We start from the raw sequence: 15,898 nt of genomic DNA, 5'->3' as shown, positions 1-15,898 counted from the left end.
CCCTCCATTTTTCTGCATGTGTTTCCTTTTACATATGTTTCACGGGTACGGGACCGCGCGAGAGTGCGATTGCTCCCGTCCGCGCGATCTCGATGATGCCGTAGTCCGACAGCAGCTCAGAGAGCGCGTCGATTTTCTTCGTGTCGCCCGTCAGCTCCACAACGACATTCTCCACCCCGACATCCACAATGCGTGCGCGGAAGATGTTCACGACGTCAATGATCTGCGCGCGCGACTCCTTCGTCGCACGCACCTTAATGAGCACAAGTTCACGCGTGATGGAGTCAAACTGCGTAAGATTGACAATTTTCACAACATCGATGAGCTTTGAAAGCTGTGTCACTACTTGGTTCAGCTCATTCTCCGAGGCAACCGAGACAACGATGTTGATGCGCGTGACCGCCTTTTCCTCCGTGTAGCCGGCAGAGATACTCTCGATGTTGAACGCGCGGCGACTGATGAGACTGGCGATGTGTGTGAGAACACCCGGCTTGTTGTCGACCAGCACCGCGAGTAAATATTTGTCCATATTACCTGCCTCCCAGCACCATCTGATCGAGCCGCTTGCCGCCCGGCACCATCGGCACAACGTCCGCCTCCTCGGGGACAATGACGTCGATGAGCCGCGCCCCATCCTCCGCGAGGAGACGCGGCAGCTCCTCCGTGAGCTGCTCCTTCGTCTCGATGCGCGCCCCCGCAACGCCCATCGCTGCGGCGAGCTTTACATAATCCGTTTTTCCTTTGAGCTCCGACGCGGAATAATGACGGCTGTAGAAAAGCCGCTGCCACTGTCCTACCATGCCGAGGATGGAATTGTGCACGATGACGACCTTGATGTCGATGTCGTTGTCCGCAATCGTCGCGAACTCTTGACAATTCATCATGATGCTGCCGTCGCCCGTGATGAGCACGACCTTTTTCTCCGGGCAGGCGAGTTTCGCACCGAGTGCTGCCGGCAGACCGTACCCCATCGTGCCGAGCCCGCCCGACGTGAGGAACGTCCGCGGCGCATGTGCATGGAAGAACTGCGCCGCCCACATCTGATGCTGTCCCACATCCGTGACGCAGATCGTATCCTCATCCATCAGTGCGCGCACCCGGCTGACGAGTGCCTCGGGGCGAATCGCCTCCGCCTCCTTCCACGTCAAGGGATGCGCACGCTCCATCGACAGCACCTCGCCGAGCCACGGGCGGAATCGCGTCGTTAAGTCTCCCTCCAGGGCGCGCACCGCCGCGACGAACGCGGGCAATGTCCCCCGCAGATCGCCGAGCACGGGGAGATCGGCGCGCACATTTTTGTTCAGCTCCGCAGGATCGATGTCAAAATGCACGATGCGTGCCTTTGGCGCAAACGCCGCCGTGTTCCCCGTCACGCGGTCGCTGAACCGCGTGCCGACCGCGAGGAGGAGGTCGCACTCCTGTATTGCCATGTTCGACGCGTAGGAGCCGTGCATCCCCGCCATCCCGGTGAATCCCTCGGTCTCTGCGGCGATGCCGCCGATGCCCATGAGCGTCGCGACCGACGGCATCCCCGTCAGTCTGAGGAGTTCACGAATCTCCTCCGCAGTATCCGAGAGCACAACACCGCCGCCGACGAAGAGCAGCGGCTGCTCCGCCGCGGCAAGAGCCTCCGCTGCCGCCCGCACCGCTGCGGGATCAAAGGAGGCCTCGCCCGTATAGCCGTGCAGCTTTACAGCACTCGGATAGCGATAGTCGATCTGCGCATCGAACACATCCTTTGCCACGTCGATGACAACGACGCCCGGGCGCCCCGTCCGCGCGATATAAAACGCCTCTTTGACGATGCGCGGCAGATCTGCCGCATCCTTCACAAGATAATTATGCTTCGTAATCGGCGTCGTAATACCCACGATGTCCGCCTCTTGAAACGAATCTTTGCCGATATAGGGATTTGCCACCTGCCCCGTAATGCAGACCATCGGCACGGAGTCCATATGCGCCGTCGCAATCCCCGTCACGAGATTCGTCGCTCCGGGTCCCGACGTCGCGAATACGACGCCGACCTTCCCCGACGCGCGAGCGTAGCCGTCCGCCGCATGTGCCGCGCCCTGCTCATGACGCGTCAGCACATGCCGGAAGCCCATTTTATAAACTTCGTCGTACAGTGTCAGCACCGCGCCGCCCGGATATCCAAAGACGACCTCGACGCCCTCCTGTTTCAAACTCTCTAAAAGCGCACGTGCGCCGTTCATCATCAAATCGGATTCCCTCCTAAAATATAGCCATCCCCATTATAATACTCTTCTATTATAGGGGTTTCTCCTTTTTTTTACAAGCATCTCCGACATCTTGAATAATTTTCCGGACATCTTTAATGATATGTGTGAAAGCAGCTGCATGGACTCCATAACAACAAACGGATCCGATATACAATACATATCGAATCCGTTTCAATACAATTTTGTGAATACGCACGCGTAAATTTGGAAGCATCCACACTTTTGTCCCGAACAAAGCAAGACTGCCGGCATGATCCACAAGGCGAATATAGCTTTGCTTTCGTTCTCTCACAGCGCAATCGGTGATCACGACTCAACTCATGATCTATGATCCCTTGATTTCCGATCCACTACACTGTAGAGCATCGTAACGAACCCTTCCTCACCGAGATACCGCGGATCAAACGAGACGCACCCTATCGTCTCCCGGATACGAGTGATTGCCGCATTGACGCTCTTCTTATTTGAACCAAATACGCGGTACAGTTCTTCTATATGCGTCAGGTCGATGCTGTTGATGTCGGCAAAAAGGAAAATAACCGCCGTCAAGACTTCCGGTTTTTCCGCATGCCTCCCGACAATATGCGCATAGTCACGGAACAGATTCCCCATCAGCTCCTGTGCATAACGACTGAACCCAAGTTTTTCCGACACGGCACGAAGCACGGTGAGCTCCTCGCTCCAACGATCCCGTTCAGCAGCAGGACGGTCGATCTGTGGTGGCAATGCACGCTGCGGAAGCACATCGAGCTGTGCCCTTGAAGAGAGTACGTGGATGGTATGCCGCACGAGTGCAGCCTCTCGCAGGAGAAATTCATCTATATCGGCAGACTTTTTCTGCATACAAAAGAGCTCAAATTCGCGTTGAATCGTCTCGCTGATACGCCGCTGAAGCCGCTTGCTCGCAGGAATCGACGTGATGTAGTTGAGCATCATCACCCCCTCGTCACAAATATGCCCGAACAAAATCGTTCGACTGAGCGCCCCCGGGATCCCCGGATGCGGCAGGATGATCTCCTCATTGCGAAGCATGTCACGGCAGACAATGTATTCATCGTACTCTTCCGTTACGGCAAGTACTGCAAATCGCGCGGCAAGAAGATCCTGTATAATCTCACGCTCGTCGTAATCGAGCTTATCCCATTCCTGCTCACTGTAATGCTCAATAGGCGTCTCATCGGTAGCGATCAAATGGTAGTCGAAGAAGAAAAAATCCCAAAACCGCAGCCAGAAAGTTTCCTTTTCCTCCTCGGAAGCGTGTTCATAAGCGCTCATATCGTAGAGATCGCCCGTATAGATCATGGCGGCGCGTCCGATATCAAGCTGATACGGAGGACGCCTAAAATACTCGCCGATCTTGTGCAGGAGGTCATTGAGCTGGAGATTCAGCTCGTCCATCTCCATACGCTCATCCTCTTCGATATCATCGAGCGTCAGCCCTTCGATCTCCTCCCATTCGACACGCGGCGGCAGGCGAAATCGCCCTGTGATATAGAACTCCTCAAGATCCGCATCCGGCTCCGCCATATCGATCTCATAGTCCCCGTTTTCCTCAAGGTAAGTGAGGAATGCACGCATACGCGCAAAATAATCCTCCACATGGCACTTTAAGGGACGCCGGTCAATATGTTTTTCAGCATAGCGAAAAAAAAGCGCAAGATAGTCAATGCGGATAAACAGACGCGCAAGTTCGTCGCTGCGCCGTGCAATGCATATCAGGAAATCCTCGATGCAGTACCAGTCAATGCACAGCTCTTCGCTGCTCCTCCCTTTCCACGCCGACGCACGCAAATAGCGCTCGACCAGCGGTCTCGGCACAAAGATGTTCACACGCCCATGTTCGCCGTAGAAACGCTTGACCAAAGCGTAGACATTTTCCATGCAGCCCTCCCGCGTCACGCGTTTCCCCAAATACACAAATCCAAATAGAATACGGTTTATCCTAACAAATGTGTGAACACTTGTCAATCATACTCACACAATGGAAACAGATTTGTCGCTCTTGCTTTTTTCTAAAAAAATCTGTAAAATGACAAAATGGGGAGAAAAGCGCGCATGCGCAGAAGATAAACGAAAGCATAGGTGATTCCGAATGAGCATATTCTCACGCTTCCTCCCGAAGCGCAAACCGCCCGAAATTAAGAACAACATCCCGAAGGAAAAGGAAAACATCCGCAAAACCTTCGGCATTTACTGCGGCAAGCATCACGAGAAGAACGGCAGCAAGCTCTGCCCGCGCTGCACGGCGCTGCTCGCGACCATCTTTACGAAGATCGACCGCTGCCCCTACGGCATTACAAAGCCGATCTGCGACCGCTGCGACCGCCCATGTTTCGGCGCGAAGGCGACGCAGGAATTCCTGACCATCATGCAGGGCACGCAGCGCGGAATGCTCCTGCGCCATCCCATCATGACCATCAAGCACAAGCTCGCGGGCATGGGCGTCGACTATGCCAAGCATCAGCAGCAGAAAAAACTTGACGACAAGGTAAAGGCACGCGAAAAGGCAGCAAAAGAACGCGTCAAAGAGCGCAAGAAAAAATAAGACGAAAAATAATATGCGCAAAAAACCTCCCGTGCGGTACGTCCGCATCGGGAGGTTTTTATATGCACTTTACGCCAGCGTCTTAATGTATGCCTTGAGCTCGTCCGCGGCTTTCGTCACTTGTGAGAGATTTGCCGTAATCTCCTGCGTGGATGCCGCCTGCTCTTCGCTGATGGAGCCGGTCGTCTCGATGGATTTCGAAATGTCCTCAACGGCACGGTTCATCTCGTTCAGCGTAACCTGGATACGCTCGGTCGCTTCGCGCGACTGCTCCGCGAGCTTGCGCACCTCTTCGGCGACGACGGCGAACCCGCGTCCCTGCTCGCCCGCACGCGCTGCCTCAATCGCGGCATTCAGGCCGAGGAGGTTCGTTTGTCCGGCGATGTTCGTGATGAAATCAATGACCTTGATCGTATCGGCATTGCGCTCCTGCAGGAACTTTGCCTGCTTCACCGACTCCTGCCCTGCCGTCGCGAGCTCCGTCGCGCTCTTTGCAACCTGCTCGATCGCCTCATAGACGGTCTGTGTCGACGTCGCAATCTGTTCGATCGCCGTCAGCAGCCGCTCATGGTCAATCTTCGTCTCTTCTGCCATATTTTACTTCCTCCCTGATCACCCGGTATGAATGATTCCCTGCGGTATAGCTTGCTATGGTTTTAATTCAACGCAAAGTGAAAAAAACCTTCCTGCCTGCGAAATTTTCTCCGCCTATTTTTCCGGCATTAAGATAATGTTGACGGGCAGATTTGACGCGCCCGGCGGCGAGTATTCGAACTGCACGGGGCGGTCGCTCTCGTACGAACCGAGATCGGCAAGCTCCGTGTGCTGCGTCAGAAAGAGCAGCCCCTCCTCGCGGGCGCGCGCCACATTCTCCGGCTCGGGAACGGTTTGATCGCCAAAATACGCACGGTGCGCGGGCGTCTCGATGAGGCGCATCCGCCTGCCGCTCTGTGCGCGCATCGCGCCCGCGTAAACACCGCCGAGCGGGCTGAGGAAATACCGCGTACGTTCCCTGCCCATCGTCGGGATATTGATTTGATAGAGCAGACCATAGTTGCCGTAGTTCACGACAGGCGCGCCGTCCGTCGCGTCGACCCCGGCAAGGTACGTATCGTGCAGATTGTCCCCGATGGGGAAATACACTGCGCCGTCACGTCCGGGGTGATAGATCCGCTGCGAGGTGACGATGCGGTTCATTCCTTGGAACGTTCCGCGCAGCGCCACCTCGTCACGCGGCAGCACACGCGCCGTGCGCAGGAAGGCAAAGGGATCAATGTCCGCGCCGTACATGATCACAGAGACGCGCACGGGCGCACTCGCATCAAAATCATATACCCCGTAAACCAATTCTCCGGGGTTCAAAATCGTCTCATCCATCGCGGGTACGAGGAGACGCGGGCGTTCCTTCGTCACATGGATACGCTCGCTCATCTCGTGCGTATCAAAATAGCCGATCTGTGTCGCCTTGCCCACGCGCAGATAGTCGATGCTCGGCGCACTCGCTGCACCGCGTGTCACCGAAACGACAGCGAGATCCGCCTCCGTCTCGAGCACGACCGCCACTTTCTTCGGCGTTGCAGTATCGTTCAGATGATAGTAAAGAACGCGCGCCGCTCCCGTCACCGTATCACGGTAGAGAATCCCCGTCTCTTTGACATACTCGGGACTGTCCGAAAAGAGCAGCGTCCCGCCCGTATCGTGCGACTCCACTTCCCACCGGTGCATCATGCGCGACGCCTGCTGCGAAATCCGCTGCGCAGGGATCCCGTTATCGCCGAGGATTGCGGCAACACGGCTGCGAATGCCCCCTTCCGCCGCGCCGCGCTCCCGCACAACCGTTGTCCCTCCGGTTGGATGCGCCTGTGCGCTTCGCGCCGCCGGGAAGAGCAGCGCGGCACAAAGCGCCGAGATCCCTAAGATTCCCTTCCACACAATTCCCTTATTCATACTCTCTTGATTTCCTTCCTCCAATGATTCCCTTTTATGATCTCCTCAGCAAATAGATCGCGTCCTGCACATTCTGCCGAACGCCCTCCGGCAGCTCTGCCATGCGCGTCTCCAATCGTGCCGCCAGCTCCCCCTTAAAGAGCCGCAGGCGGAACTCCCACAATCCAAAGTGCGGCGGTGGAATATTGATGCGGCGCAGGCGGTACGGATCCGTCTCCGTCGTATTGAGTCCCGCCTCGCCCGTGACCGCCGTCAGATAGTTTTCCTCGGCGAGCATATCGACGATCACATCGTCATACGATCCGTTCGGATAGGAAAAGCTATAGATTGTCTTCATGCCGTTCCACTCGAGCAGGAGCTTTGAGAGGCGTATCTCATCGAGTTGCTGCTCGCGCGTCAGCGTCGTCAGCGGGATATGGTTCGCCGTGTGGCTGCCGATCTCCATGCCGTGCGACTCGAGTGCGCGCAGATTGTCCCACGTCATATAGCCGGGCTGCCCGATGTCGTTCGTCACGATGTAGAACACGCCCTTCATACCGCGCTCATCGAGCATCGGCAGGATCACGCGATGATTGTCCTCGTAGCCGTCATCAAAGGAGAGGATGACGGGCTTTTCAGGCAGTACCTGCTTGCCCTTGCGCGCGCGCGCATAGTCCTGCGGGGTGATTGTCGTATATCCCTCGCGGCGGAGATAGTCGAGCTGTGCGGCAAACTCCGCGGGCGGCACGACGTACGGCTCCGCGCCGGGGCGCACCTCCTCGGTCACCATATGGTACTCGAGGATGGGAAATCCTGCGGGCGGCGGCGCTGTGATGAGCCACGCAAAGAGTCCGAGCAGCGCCCACAGCGGCAGCATCAGCAGCCGCCGAATTATCTTTCCCAAATTTTATACCTCCTCTGCCATCGCGCGCAGTTTGCGCAGGCGATGGTTCATCCCCGGTTTACTGATGTGGCAGAGCGCCGCCAGCTCCGCCATGCTGATCTCCGGATGCGCGCGTCGCATCTCGGCGGTCTCGCGCAGCTCCTCGGGCAGTGTTTCGATGCGCCCCGCCGCCGCAAGACGCTCAATCGCCGCGCGCTGTTCGGCAGCGGCGTCCACGGCACGTCGGACATTCGCCATCTCGACGTTGACGAGGCGATTGACCTGCGCGCGCACCTCTTTCACGTTGCGCGCGACCTCGATCTCCTCCGCCGCCTCCTCCGCTCCGATGAGCGAGAGGAAGTCCATCACGGCGTCACCCTCTTTGAGATAGACAACGTAAAGTCCGCGCCGATCCGTCATTCTAACAGGAAAGCCCATGCGGCGCAGCAGCGTATGAAGCGCACGTCCCATCGTCTCGCCCCGCGCCTTGAGTTCAAGATTGCAGCTCGCCTCGGGGCGGTTCACGCTCCCGCCGCCGAGAAACGCACCGCGGAGATAGGCGGCGCGGCAGCATTTTTTCCGCAGGAGCGCCATGTCCGTCCCCGCGCGCAATTCTCCCTCCTCGAGGAAGCCGAGCTGCGTGAGCAGCGGCGTCACGGATGCGCCTGCGGCGATGTTGACGATATAGGTGCGGCGGCGGAGCTGCGGCGTGCGTTCCTGTGCCACCGTGGTCTCAATTTCAGTATCTATATTGTGCAGGAGACGGATCACGCGGCGCGCCACGGCGGCACTTGCCGCTTCGAACCGCAGCCCGCGCCCCTGTCCCTCCTCCGTCCGGGCGGTCGCGCCCATGCGCAGGAGCGCGGCAAGTTCCGCCGTCCGGCAGCAGGTGCGCTCCTCATCCGTGCGCGCGAGTGCATTTTTGACATCCGATGCGAACGACGGCATATCACTGCACCCGGAAGTCGTAGATCATGCGCATGATGTTCCGGCTGAGCTTATCCGGATCGTGCCGCACGGCATCCGACTGGTTTACAATGTCCGCCCCGACAAAACCGATGCCGAGGGCATTGATCGCATCCTCGTCCACACGGACGGGATAGATGCCCTGCGCCGCGTATTTTTCCCGGAGCGCGGGCGAGATGGGCGCATTGTTGACCAGCATAAAGTCGATGGATCCGCGCCCCGCGTGCTTTAATATCGCCTCCGCGTGCATGGACGCGGTATATCCGTCCGTTTCGCCGGGCTGCGTCATAACGTTGCAGATGTAGATTTTGAGCGCGCGGCTTTTCCGCAGCTCCTCCGCCACGCCATGGATGAGTAAATTCGGCATGATGCTCGTGTAGAGACTGCCGGGACCGAGTACGATGGCGTCCGCCGTGCGGATCGCCTCGAGCGCGGATGCCACAGGCGCGGCATCCGCCGGAAAAAGCCGCACGCTGCGAATGCGCCCCGGTACCTCGGGGATGTGCGATTCGCCCTCGACGACCGTCCCGTCCTCGAGGATCGCGTCGAGACGCACGGACTCCTTGGATGCGGGGAGCACACGCCCCTTGACCGCGAGAACCTTCGACGACTCCTTGAGCGCCGTCTCCATGTCGCCCGTAACCTCGGCCATCGCCGCGAGGAAGAGATTGCCGAAACTATGTCCCGCGAGGTCGCTGCGTCCCTCAAAGCGGTGCTGAAAGAGTTTTTCCATCAGCGGCTCGGTGTCCGCGAGCGCGACGAGACAGTTCCTGAGATCGCCGGGCGGGATGATGCCGAGCTCCTCGCGCAGACGCCCCGAGGAACCGCCGTCGTCGGCGACCGTGACAATGGCAGTCACATTGCTCGTCAGCTCCTTGATGCCGCGCAGGAGCACGGAGAGTCCGTGCCCGCCGCCGATGACAGCAACAGTGGGGCCGCGGCTCAGGCGCGTCTTTTCATAGACGAGATCCACGAGCCGTGCGGACGCCCCCTCGGGCATGAGCGCAGTGATGATGGCGCGGATGACGCGCCGCATCGCGACGAGCATGAGGATGCTGCCGACGACAAAAAGCCCGGCACCCGCAATCGCCGTGAACATATAGTCGTAGCTGCCCTGCCATGTGTAGACGAATCGGAAAATCGCCTCTTCAATCGCGTCGAGATACTGATAGTTAAAGACGAGGGCGACGCCGAGACTGACGCAGATCGTACCGAGCGCGAATGCGAACAGCCAGCGTTTGAACCCGATGCCGGGGTACAGCCATTTCATGAGATGCATGACTTACCCCTCGCTCACGTGTTCCTGCACCTCGTTTTTCATCAGATCGCGGTGCTCCAGGCGCACGTCGTACCGGCTCTTGATGCGGTCGTAGAGATGTTTTGCGATGAACACGCTGCGGTGCATCCCGCCCGTGCAGCCGACAGCGATAACGAGCTGACTTTTCCCCTCCTTCTCATACTGAGGAAGGAGGAAATCGATCATATCGTCGAGGTGCCGCTCGAATTTCTGCGTCACGTCCCATGACTCGATGTAGGATGCGACCTGCGGCACGGTGCCGCTCTTGCTCCGCAGATTGTCCACATAGAACGGGTTCGGCAGGAAGCGCACGTCAAAGACGAGATCCGCATCGAGCGGCACGCCGTATTTGAACCCGAACGAGAGCACCGTCACCGTCAGCTCCGTATCGCCGCCCGGCGTATCGTAATGCTCTCTGATGATCTCGCGCAGTTCGGTCTTGCGCAGCTTCGACGTATTGACTATCTGTGTGGCACGTTCGCGCACGGGGGCGAGCTGCTGCCGTTCCCGCGTGACCCCCTCGGAGATGCGTGCCTCGGGTGCCAAGGGATGCGGGCGGCGCGTCTCCTTATAGCGGCGAATGATCACGTCGTCCGACGCCTCAATGAAGAGGAGCTCATAGGAAATATCCCCTGCGTCGAGTTCGTCGAGGATCTGTACGAACGCATCAAAAAACTCGCGGCTGCGCGTATCCACAACGATAGCGGCACGACTGATCTGCCCGTGCGTTTCGCGGCAGAGATCGATGAATTTCGGAATAAAGACCGGCGGCAGATTATCTACGCAAAAATAGCCGAGATCCTCCATATAGCGCGCTGCGAGCGTTTTCCCCCCGCCCGACATGCCCGTAATGATCACGGGGCGGAACTTCTCTGTGGACTTTGCCTTCTTCTCACGCATCTCGTATCACCTCACATATCAAATTGAACTGCGTTCTTCAAATCGTTCGTACGCCGTTATATATCCCTCTTTGGCAGCGGTACGGGCGCATCTGCCCCCATGCCGAGCACATAGGCGTAGATCGCGGCGGCAAGCCCGTTCTCCGCACAGGTCAGTGTCTCGTAGTCTGTGGCTTCCTTCACCTCGGGGAACGCGTTGCCCATCGCAATGCTCTTGCCCGCTGCCTCGAGCATCGGCAGATCGTTGTACGCGTCGCCGATCGCCATGGTCTCCTCGGCGGGGATGCCGAGCTTTGCCGCGAGTGCGCGGAGCGCCGTCGCCTTGGAGATGCCCTTCGGCACAATCTCGATGAGTGTATCCGCCGAGCGCGTCACGTCGACCTGCGCGCCGAACGCCTCCGCAATCTCCTCCGCGCGTGCGATCGTAATCTCGCGCCCCTGCGTAGCAAGAAGCAGCTTGCAGTTGCCCGCCGCGTGCTCGAGCATCCCGGCGCGCCCCACGGCAATCCCCGGCACGCCCTGCGATGCCTCATAGGCACGCGACTCATCGCACGCCTTTTCATAGCGGAGCCGGCCGCCGCTGTACTCTTGGATATACCAGTCGCGCGCATGGCAGAACGAGATGATGTCGCGCGCGAGCTGCGCGTCGAGCGTGTGCTCCTCATAGACGCGTCCGCTCGGGCTTTTAATCAGCGCACCGTTGTAGGAGATGATGGGCACATCGAGACCAAGCGCCTCGGCAACGGGCAGCGCCGCCTCGAACATGCGCCCCGTCGCGATCGTCACAACGACGCCCGCCTCCGCCGCGCGGCGCACCGCCGCGACATTCTCCGGCGACACCGCACTCCTGCTCGGCAGCATCGTCCCGTCGAGATCCGATACAAATAATTTGACCGCCATCACTGTATCCCTCTTTCTTTCTCCGCACTCTGCTGACAAAGCGCCGCTCCCTATGTTATAATACTCCGAACTCATTTTCAAAAGGAGGCTCGGAAGTCGTGCAGACCGTATTCTTTCGTCTCGTGACTCTCGTCGCACTGCTCGCCATCCTCATCGGCATCTTTGGGCTTTCCTACACGTACCGCGTCGACCACCGCACGGCGCGCAGCCTCTCCGCCTATGCCCGCATTGACTTTCAAGCCTCCTACACCGGCGAGGGGCGTCTTGAGGGTGCGACGCTCGCACTATGGGATTACCGTTACGACACAGCGCAGCTGCTGCCGGACGTCGTGCTCTACACCGACGGCAGCACATGGGAGATGAAAGCCGCGACGAAATACACGCCGCGCCCCGCCCCCGGCGCGGACAGCCCCTATAAAAATGAGAACAAGCTCTTCGCCGAGCTGCCGCGCGCTGCGCTCCCCGCCATACGAAAAGCTGCGGGCGTACGGCTGCGCTTTTACTACGACAACGGGCAGACGATTGATCTTCCGCTCAGCGAACCCGATCTCGCCTATTGGCAGCGGGAGCTGAGCAAAGGCATTTAACCTGATAGAATATCACTCTATTGTACTGTGATTGAAAACATTCGTCAAGGCAAGGCAATTTTATGCAGAAAAGAGACTTCATCCTCATCGCCGCACTTCTCCTCGTCTGCGCCGGCGCCGCAGCTCTGCTTACGCCGCGTGAGAACAGTGCGCCGCTTCATGCTGTCGTCACGCAGGACGGAAAACAGCTCTACGACATCCCGCTGACAGGGCACCGCGGCACGGAGGAAATCGTCGTCGCGGACGAACACGGCACGAATACGATCCGCATTGAGGACGAAACAATCGCCGTCGTGGACGCGGACTGCCCCGACCTCGTCTGTGTCAAGACCGGCAAAGCTGAAAAAAAGGGCGACGTCATCGCCTGCCTCCCGCACAAACTCCTCATCGAAGTGAAATAATATGATGGATCTCCGCATCGCCGCACGCATTGCCCTTCTCACCGCGCTCTCCCTCATCCTATTTCTCCTTGAGGGATTGATTTCCCTGCCGCTGCCCGTCCCGGGCGCAAAGCTCGGGCTCGCCGCCCTCGTCACGCTCGTCGCGCTCTATACCCTGCCGCACATGCGCGACGCATTCCTCGTCCTCCTCCTGCGCATCCTGCTCGCCTCCTTCTTCGGCGGCGGTATCGCACCGATGCTTTACAGTCTCGCGGGAGGAGTCCTGAGTTTTGCCGCAATGGCACTGCTGAAGGCGCGCACGCAGCTCTCCATCGTCGGCATCAGCGCAGTGGGCGGCTTCCTGCACAACATGGGACAGCTCGCCGTCGCCGCCGCCGTAATGCAAACGGACGCTCTCTTGATCTACGCCCCCGTGCTCGGCATCGCAGGCATCCTCACCGGACTCGCCGTCGGTCTCCTCACAAAACAGATCCTCCAAAAAATTTCAACAGGATAAATATTCTCATTTTCTGCCGATTGTGTTATAATTTTCACAGTACAGTTTTCTCTCACGTTCTGATAAGGAGGACAATCCAAATGGAGTACCGTATCGAACACGATTCCCTCGGAGAAGTCAAGGTCCCTGCCGACAAATATTGGGCGGCGCAGACTGAGCGAAGTTTTGAAAATTTCCCCATCGGCATTGAAAAGATGCCTGCCGAAATCATCCACGCGTTCGGCATCCTGAAAAAATCCGCCGCCATCGCGAACAACAAGCTCGGCAAACTCGACGACAAGCGTCTGGGTGCCATCAAAGCGGCGTGCGATGAAATCATCGCCGGCAAACTCGCAGAGCACTTCCCCCTCGCCGTGTGGCAGACGGGCAGCGGCACGCAGTCGAACATGAACGTCAACGAGGTCATCGCGAACCGCGGCAACGAAATCGCGGGCGAGAAAATCCTTCACCCGAACGACCACTCCAACATGTCGCAGAGCTCGAACGACACATTCCCGACCGCCATGCACATCGCCGCGGTCATTGCCATCGAGGATCACCTCTTCCCGAGCATCGACCTCCTCGCCGAAACCTTCCGCCGCCTGATGAAGGAGAACGAAGGCATCGTCAAGACGGGGCGCACCCATTTGCAGGACGCCGTGCCCATCTCTTTCTCGCAGGAGATCAGCGGCTGGCTCGCCATGCTCGAAGAGTCGAAAAAGCAGCTGAAGGCATCGCTTCCCTTCCTCCACGAACTCGCCCTCGGCGGCACTGCCGTCGGCACGGGACTCAACGCGCCAAAGGGATTTGACACCGCCGTCGCACAGGCGGCAAGCGAGCTGACGGGCAAGAAATTCGTCACCGCACCGAACAAATACCACGCCCTCACGAGCAAGGATGCCGTCGTCTTTGCCCACGGCGCACTCAAAGGGCTTGCCGCCAACATGATGAAGATCGCGAACGACATCCGCTGGCTCGCGGCAGGCCCGCGCTGCGGACTCGGCGAGATCACGATCCCCGCAAACGAACCGGGCAGTTCCATCATGCCGGGCAAGGTCAACCCAACACAGTGCGAATCCGTCACCATGGTCGCCGTGCAGGTCATGGGCAACGACGCCGCGATCGGTTTTGCCGCATCGCAGGGCAATTTCGAACTCAATGTGTTCATGCCCGTCATCATCTACAACTTCCTGCAGTCGACGCGCCTCCTTACCGACTCCGTGAAGTCGTTTAACGACCGCTGTGCCGTCGGCATCAAGGCGAACCGTGAGAAGATGCACGAAAACCTTCATCGCTCTCTCATGCTTGTCACCGCCCTCAACCCGTACATCGGCTATGAGAACGCCGCCAAGACCGCGCACAAGGCATTCGACGAGAACATCAGCCTCAAAGAAGCCTGTGTCGCCCTCGGCTTCCTCACCGCCGAAAAATTCGACGAAGTATTCCATCCCGAAGAGATGGTGTAAAATAATTTAAGAATCAGATAGAAAATCCCGACGGCAGAATCTCCGTCGGGATTTTTTTATAGCCGAATGGTCTCAATATGCTCGAAGTCCAACGTCACTAGTGCTTCGTCAAATTTCACTTCATAGACGATAAGTGAATCTCCGGCATATTCTATCGTCGATGCATAATCAGGAATCTTTTCTATAAAACGCTCGGCAACATCAAAAATACTGCGTGCACTTATCTTTGCAAGTCCCTTTGCCTTTACATGCGCGTTCCCTTCATGCGGTACGGTTGTGAATGCAACATGTGGATTCTCAGACATTTCTCGTACTTTGTCATTGTCCTTAAATGTTGAAAAATATAGGATGCCCACAGCGTCGTCAAAATAAAAATTCACGATCCGTACGTTCGGCTGCCCCTCAACGCTTGTTGCAATCGCCATATCAGTCTGTGCACGCATAATACGCAGAAATTCAGCTTTCATATCCATAGAACTATTTGGTCTCTTTCTCACAACGCTAAAAAGTCTTCATCCCGCACCCACACCGTCTTTCGATCGTAATCGATGGCTCCCTCCTCGCGCAGATGGCTCATCTCACGACTGAGTGCACTCCGCTCCACGCCGAGGTAACGTGCGAGCTGCGTCTGATTCATATCGCGCTGCACCGCGCCGTCCGCATCGCGCGGCGCTTCCTGCAAATAGACGCTGAGTTTTGCGCGGATGCTCTTTTGCCCCATGATTCGAATTTTATGCTGATAGAAGATCCCCTTTGCCGAGATGCGCCGCAGCATATTGAGCGTGAATCGCCAAAGGTGCGGATCCTCGCAGGCAGGCTTTTCATAGAGGCGGCGGAACTGCAGGCGCAGAATGACTGCATCTTGAATCGCCTTGACGAACATGCGGCTCTCGGAGAGGTCGGCGCCCTCCATCGTCTCGCCGAAACTTTTACCCGCCTCGAATATATTCATATCGATCTGATCTGCATTTTCGTTGAGGAAGGACACCTCAATCGCCCCCGCGAGGATGATGCCCGTCACGATCGGCGCACGCCCCATCCGCATGATGTTCTGCCCCGCGGCATATCGCTTGATCTCCCCACCAAGCGCATTCAGCAAATTGGGAAGTGCCTCTGCGGGAATCCCCTCAAACAGATCGTGCTTCATCAAAATTTCCGTATACGGCTCCAATATATCACGCGTCAGCATAGACCGCTCCTTTCCAAATCGCGGGGATAAGAAAATCTATACCCAAAAGAGAATAATTATCTCCATTATAGTTGGAAAATCGGTCTTTGTAAAGCAAAGCGGAGCTGCTGCACACATATGGGCA

General features: G+C 57.7%; 17 protein-coding genes. 5 read left to right on the top strand and 12 right to left on the bottom strand.

The annotated features are described in order from the left end of the window. Positions 1-28 precede the first annotated feature (28 nt). The 3 genes from ilvN to HMPREF9162_RS09945 all read right to left on the bottom strand — a co-directional run bounded on the left by ilvN (position 29) and on the right by HMPREF9162_RS09945 (position 4,121). On the bottom strand, positions 29-529 hold the full coding sequence (gene ilvN, locus HMPREF9162_RS09955; RefSeq protein WP_009349862.1) for an acetolactate synthase small subunit: 501 nt from the start codon (positions 527-529) through the stop codon (positions 29-31). Position 530: 1 nt separating this feature from the next. After that, positions 531-2,216 carry a biosynthetic-type acetolactate synthase large subunit gene (gene ilvB / locus HMPREF9162_RS09950; RefSeq protein WP_175282273.1) on the bottom strand — a complete coding sequence of 562 codons (1,686 nt, stop codon included), beginning with the start codon at positions 2,214-2,216 and terminating at the stop codon, positions 531-533. Between the two features lie 342 nt (positions 2,217-2,558). Then, positions 2,559-4,121, bottom strand: coding sequence for a hypothetical protein (locus HMPREF9162_RS09945; protein ID WP_009439191.1), 1,563 nt, complete (start codon positions 4,119-4,121; stop codon positions 2,559-2,561). Positions 4,122-4,332: 211 nt separating this feature from the next. On the opposite strand from HMPREF9162_RS09945, the gene HMPREF9162_RS09940 reads away from it, so the two are divergent. Then, positions 4,333-4,785: a nitrous oxide-stimulated promoter family protein gene (locus tag HMPREF9162_RS09940; protein WP_009439238.1), complete on the top strand. Its 453-nt coding sequence runs from the start codon at positions 4,333-4,335 to the stop codon at positions 4,783-4,785. Positions 4,786-4,854: 69 nt separating this feature from the next. Here HMPREF9162_RS09940 and HMPREF9162_RS09935 read toward each other — a convergent pair whose 3' ends face one another. The 7 genes from HMPREF9162_RS09935 to HMPREF9162_RS09905 form a co-directional block, all read right to left on the bottom strand. Then, entirely contained in the window at positions 4,855-5,379 is a 525-nt protein-coding gene (locus tag HMPREF9162_RS09935; protein ID WP_009349856.1) for a methyl-accepting chemotaxis protein, read from the bottom strand. A gap of 114 nt (positions 5,380-5,493) precedes the next feature. Beyond that, a complete protein-coding gene (locus tag HMPREF9162_RS09930) occupies positions 5,494-6,732 on the bottom strand; it encodes a hypothetical protein (RefSeq protein ID WP_037350596.1) in 1,239 nt (412 codons plus the stop codon). A 34-nt stretch (positions 6,733-6,766) separates the two neighbouring features. Then, positions 6,767-7,615, bottom strand: a complete 849-nt coding sequence (locus HMPREF9162_RS09925) for a polysaccharide deacetylase family protein (protein ID WP_009439197.1) — start codon at positions 7,613-7,615, stop codon at positions 6,767-6,769. Positions 7,616-7,618: 3 nt separating this feature from the next. Continuing rightward, positions 7,619-8,542 carry a DNA-binding protein WhiA gene (gene whiA, locus HMPREF9162_RS09920; RefSeq protein ID WP_009439257.1) on the bottom strand — a complete coding sequence of 308 codons (924 nt, stop codon included), beginning with the start codon at positions 8,540-8,542 and terminating at the stop codon, positions 7,619-7,621. A gap of 1 nt (position 8,543) precedes the next feature. Continuing rightward, a complete protein-coding gene (gene yvcK / locus HMPREF9162_RS09915; RefSeq protein ID WP_009439222.1) occupies positions 8,544-9,839 on the bottom strand; it encodes a YvcK family protein in 1,296 nt (431 codons plus the stop codon). Between the two features lie 3 nt (positions 9,840-9,842). Beyond that, a complete protein-coding gene (gene rapZ / locus HMPREF9162_RS09910; protein WP_009439204.1) occupies positions 9,843-10,757 on the bottom strand; it encodes an RNase adapter RapZ in 915 nt (304 codons plus the stop codon). A 56-nt stretch (positions 10,758-10,813) separates the two neighbouring features. Further along, positions 10,814-11,656, bottom strand: a complete 843-nt coding sequence (locus HMPREF9162_RS09905) for a Cof-type HAD-IIB family hydrolase (RefSeq protein ID WP_009439176.1) — start codon at positions 11,654-11,656, stop codon at positions 10,814-10,816. A gap of 98 nt (positions 11,657-11,754) precedes the next feature. On the opposite strand from HMPREF9162_RS09905, the gene HMPREF9162_RS09900 reads away from it, so the two are divergent. The 4 genes from HMPREF9162_RS09900 (at position 11,755) to fumC (ending at position 14,585) form a co-directional block, all read left to right on the top strand. Beyond that, positions 11,755-12,243 carry a hypothetical protein gene (locus HMPREF9162_RS09900; RefSeq protein WP_009439202.1) on the top strand — a complete coding sequence of 163 codons (489 nt, stop codon included), beginning with the start codon at positions 11,755-11,757 and terminating at the stop codon, positions 12,241-12,243. Positions 12,244-12,305: 62 nt separating this feature from the next. Beyond that, a complete protein-coding gene (locus HMPREF9162_RS09895; protein WP_009439135.1) occupies positions 12,306-12,644 on the top strand; it encodes a NusG domain II-containing protein in 339 nt (112 codons plus the stop codon). Between the two features lies 1 nt (position 12,645). Further along, positions 12,646-13,140, top strand: coding sequence for a Gx transporter family protein (locus HMPREF9162_RS09890; protein WP_009439163.1), 495 nt, complete (start codon positions 12,646-12,648; stop codon positions 13,138-13,140). A gap of 80 nt (positions 13,141-13,220) precedes the next feature. After that, complete coding sequence (gene fumC, locus HMPREF9162_RS09885; protein WP_009439272.1) at positions 13,221-14,585, top strand: class II fumarate hydratase; 1,365 nt, start codon at positions 13,221-13,223, stop codon at positions 14,583-14,585. Between the two features lie 56 nt (positions 14,586-14,641). On the opposite strand, the gene HMPREF9162_RS09880 is transcribed toward fumC, so the two are convergent. Both HMPREF9162_RS09880 and HMPREF9162_RS09875 read right to left on the bottom strand, forming a co-directional pair. Continuing rightward, positions 14,642-15,082 carry a pyridoxamine 5'-phosphate oxidase family protein gene (locus tag HMPREF9162_RS09880; protein WP_371067614.1) on the bottom strand — a complete coding sequence of 147 codons (441 nt, stop codon included), beginning with the start codon at positions 15,080-15,082 and terminating at the stop codon, positions 14,642-14,644. Continuing rightward, positions 15,079-15,774, bottom strand: coding sequence for a Crp/Fnr family transcriptional regulator (locus tag HMPREF9162_RS09875; RefSeq protein WP_009439252.1), 696 nt, complete (start codon positions 15,772-15,774; stop codon positions 15,079-15,081). Before HMPREF9162_RS09875 ends, HMPREF9162_RS09880 begins: the two co-directional genes overlap by 4 nt. Positions 15,775-15,898: the final 124 nt, after the last annotated feature.

It is taken from the genome of Selenomonas sp. oral taxon 137 str. F0430 (assembly GCF_000183625.1).
GTDB classification, from domain to species: domain Bacteria; phylum Bacillota; class Negativicutes; order Selenomonadales; family Selenomonadaceae; genus Centipeda; species Centipeda artemidis.
This window is presented reverse-complemented; position numbering and strand designations above follow the sequence as displayed.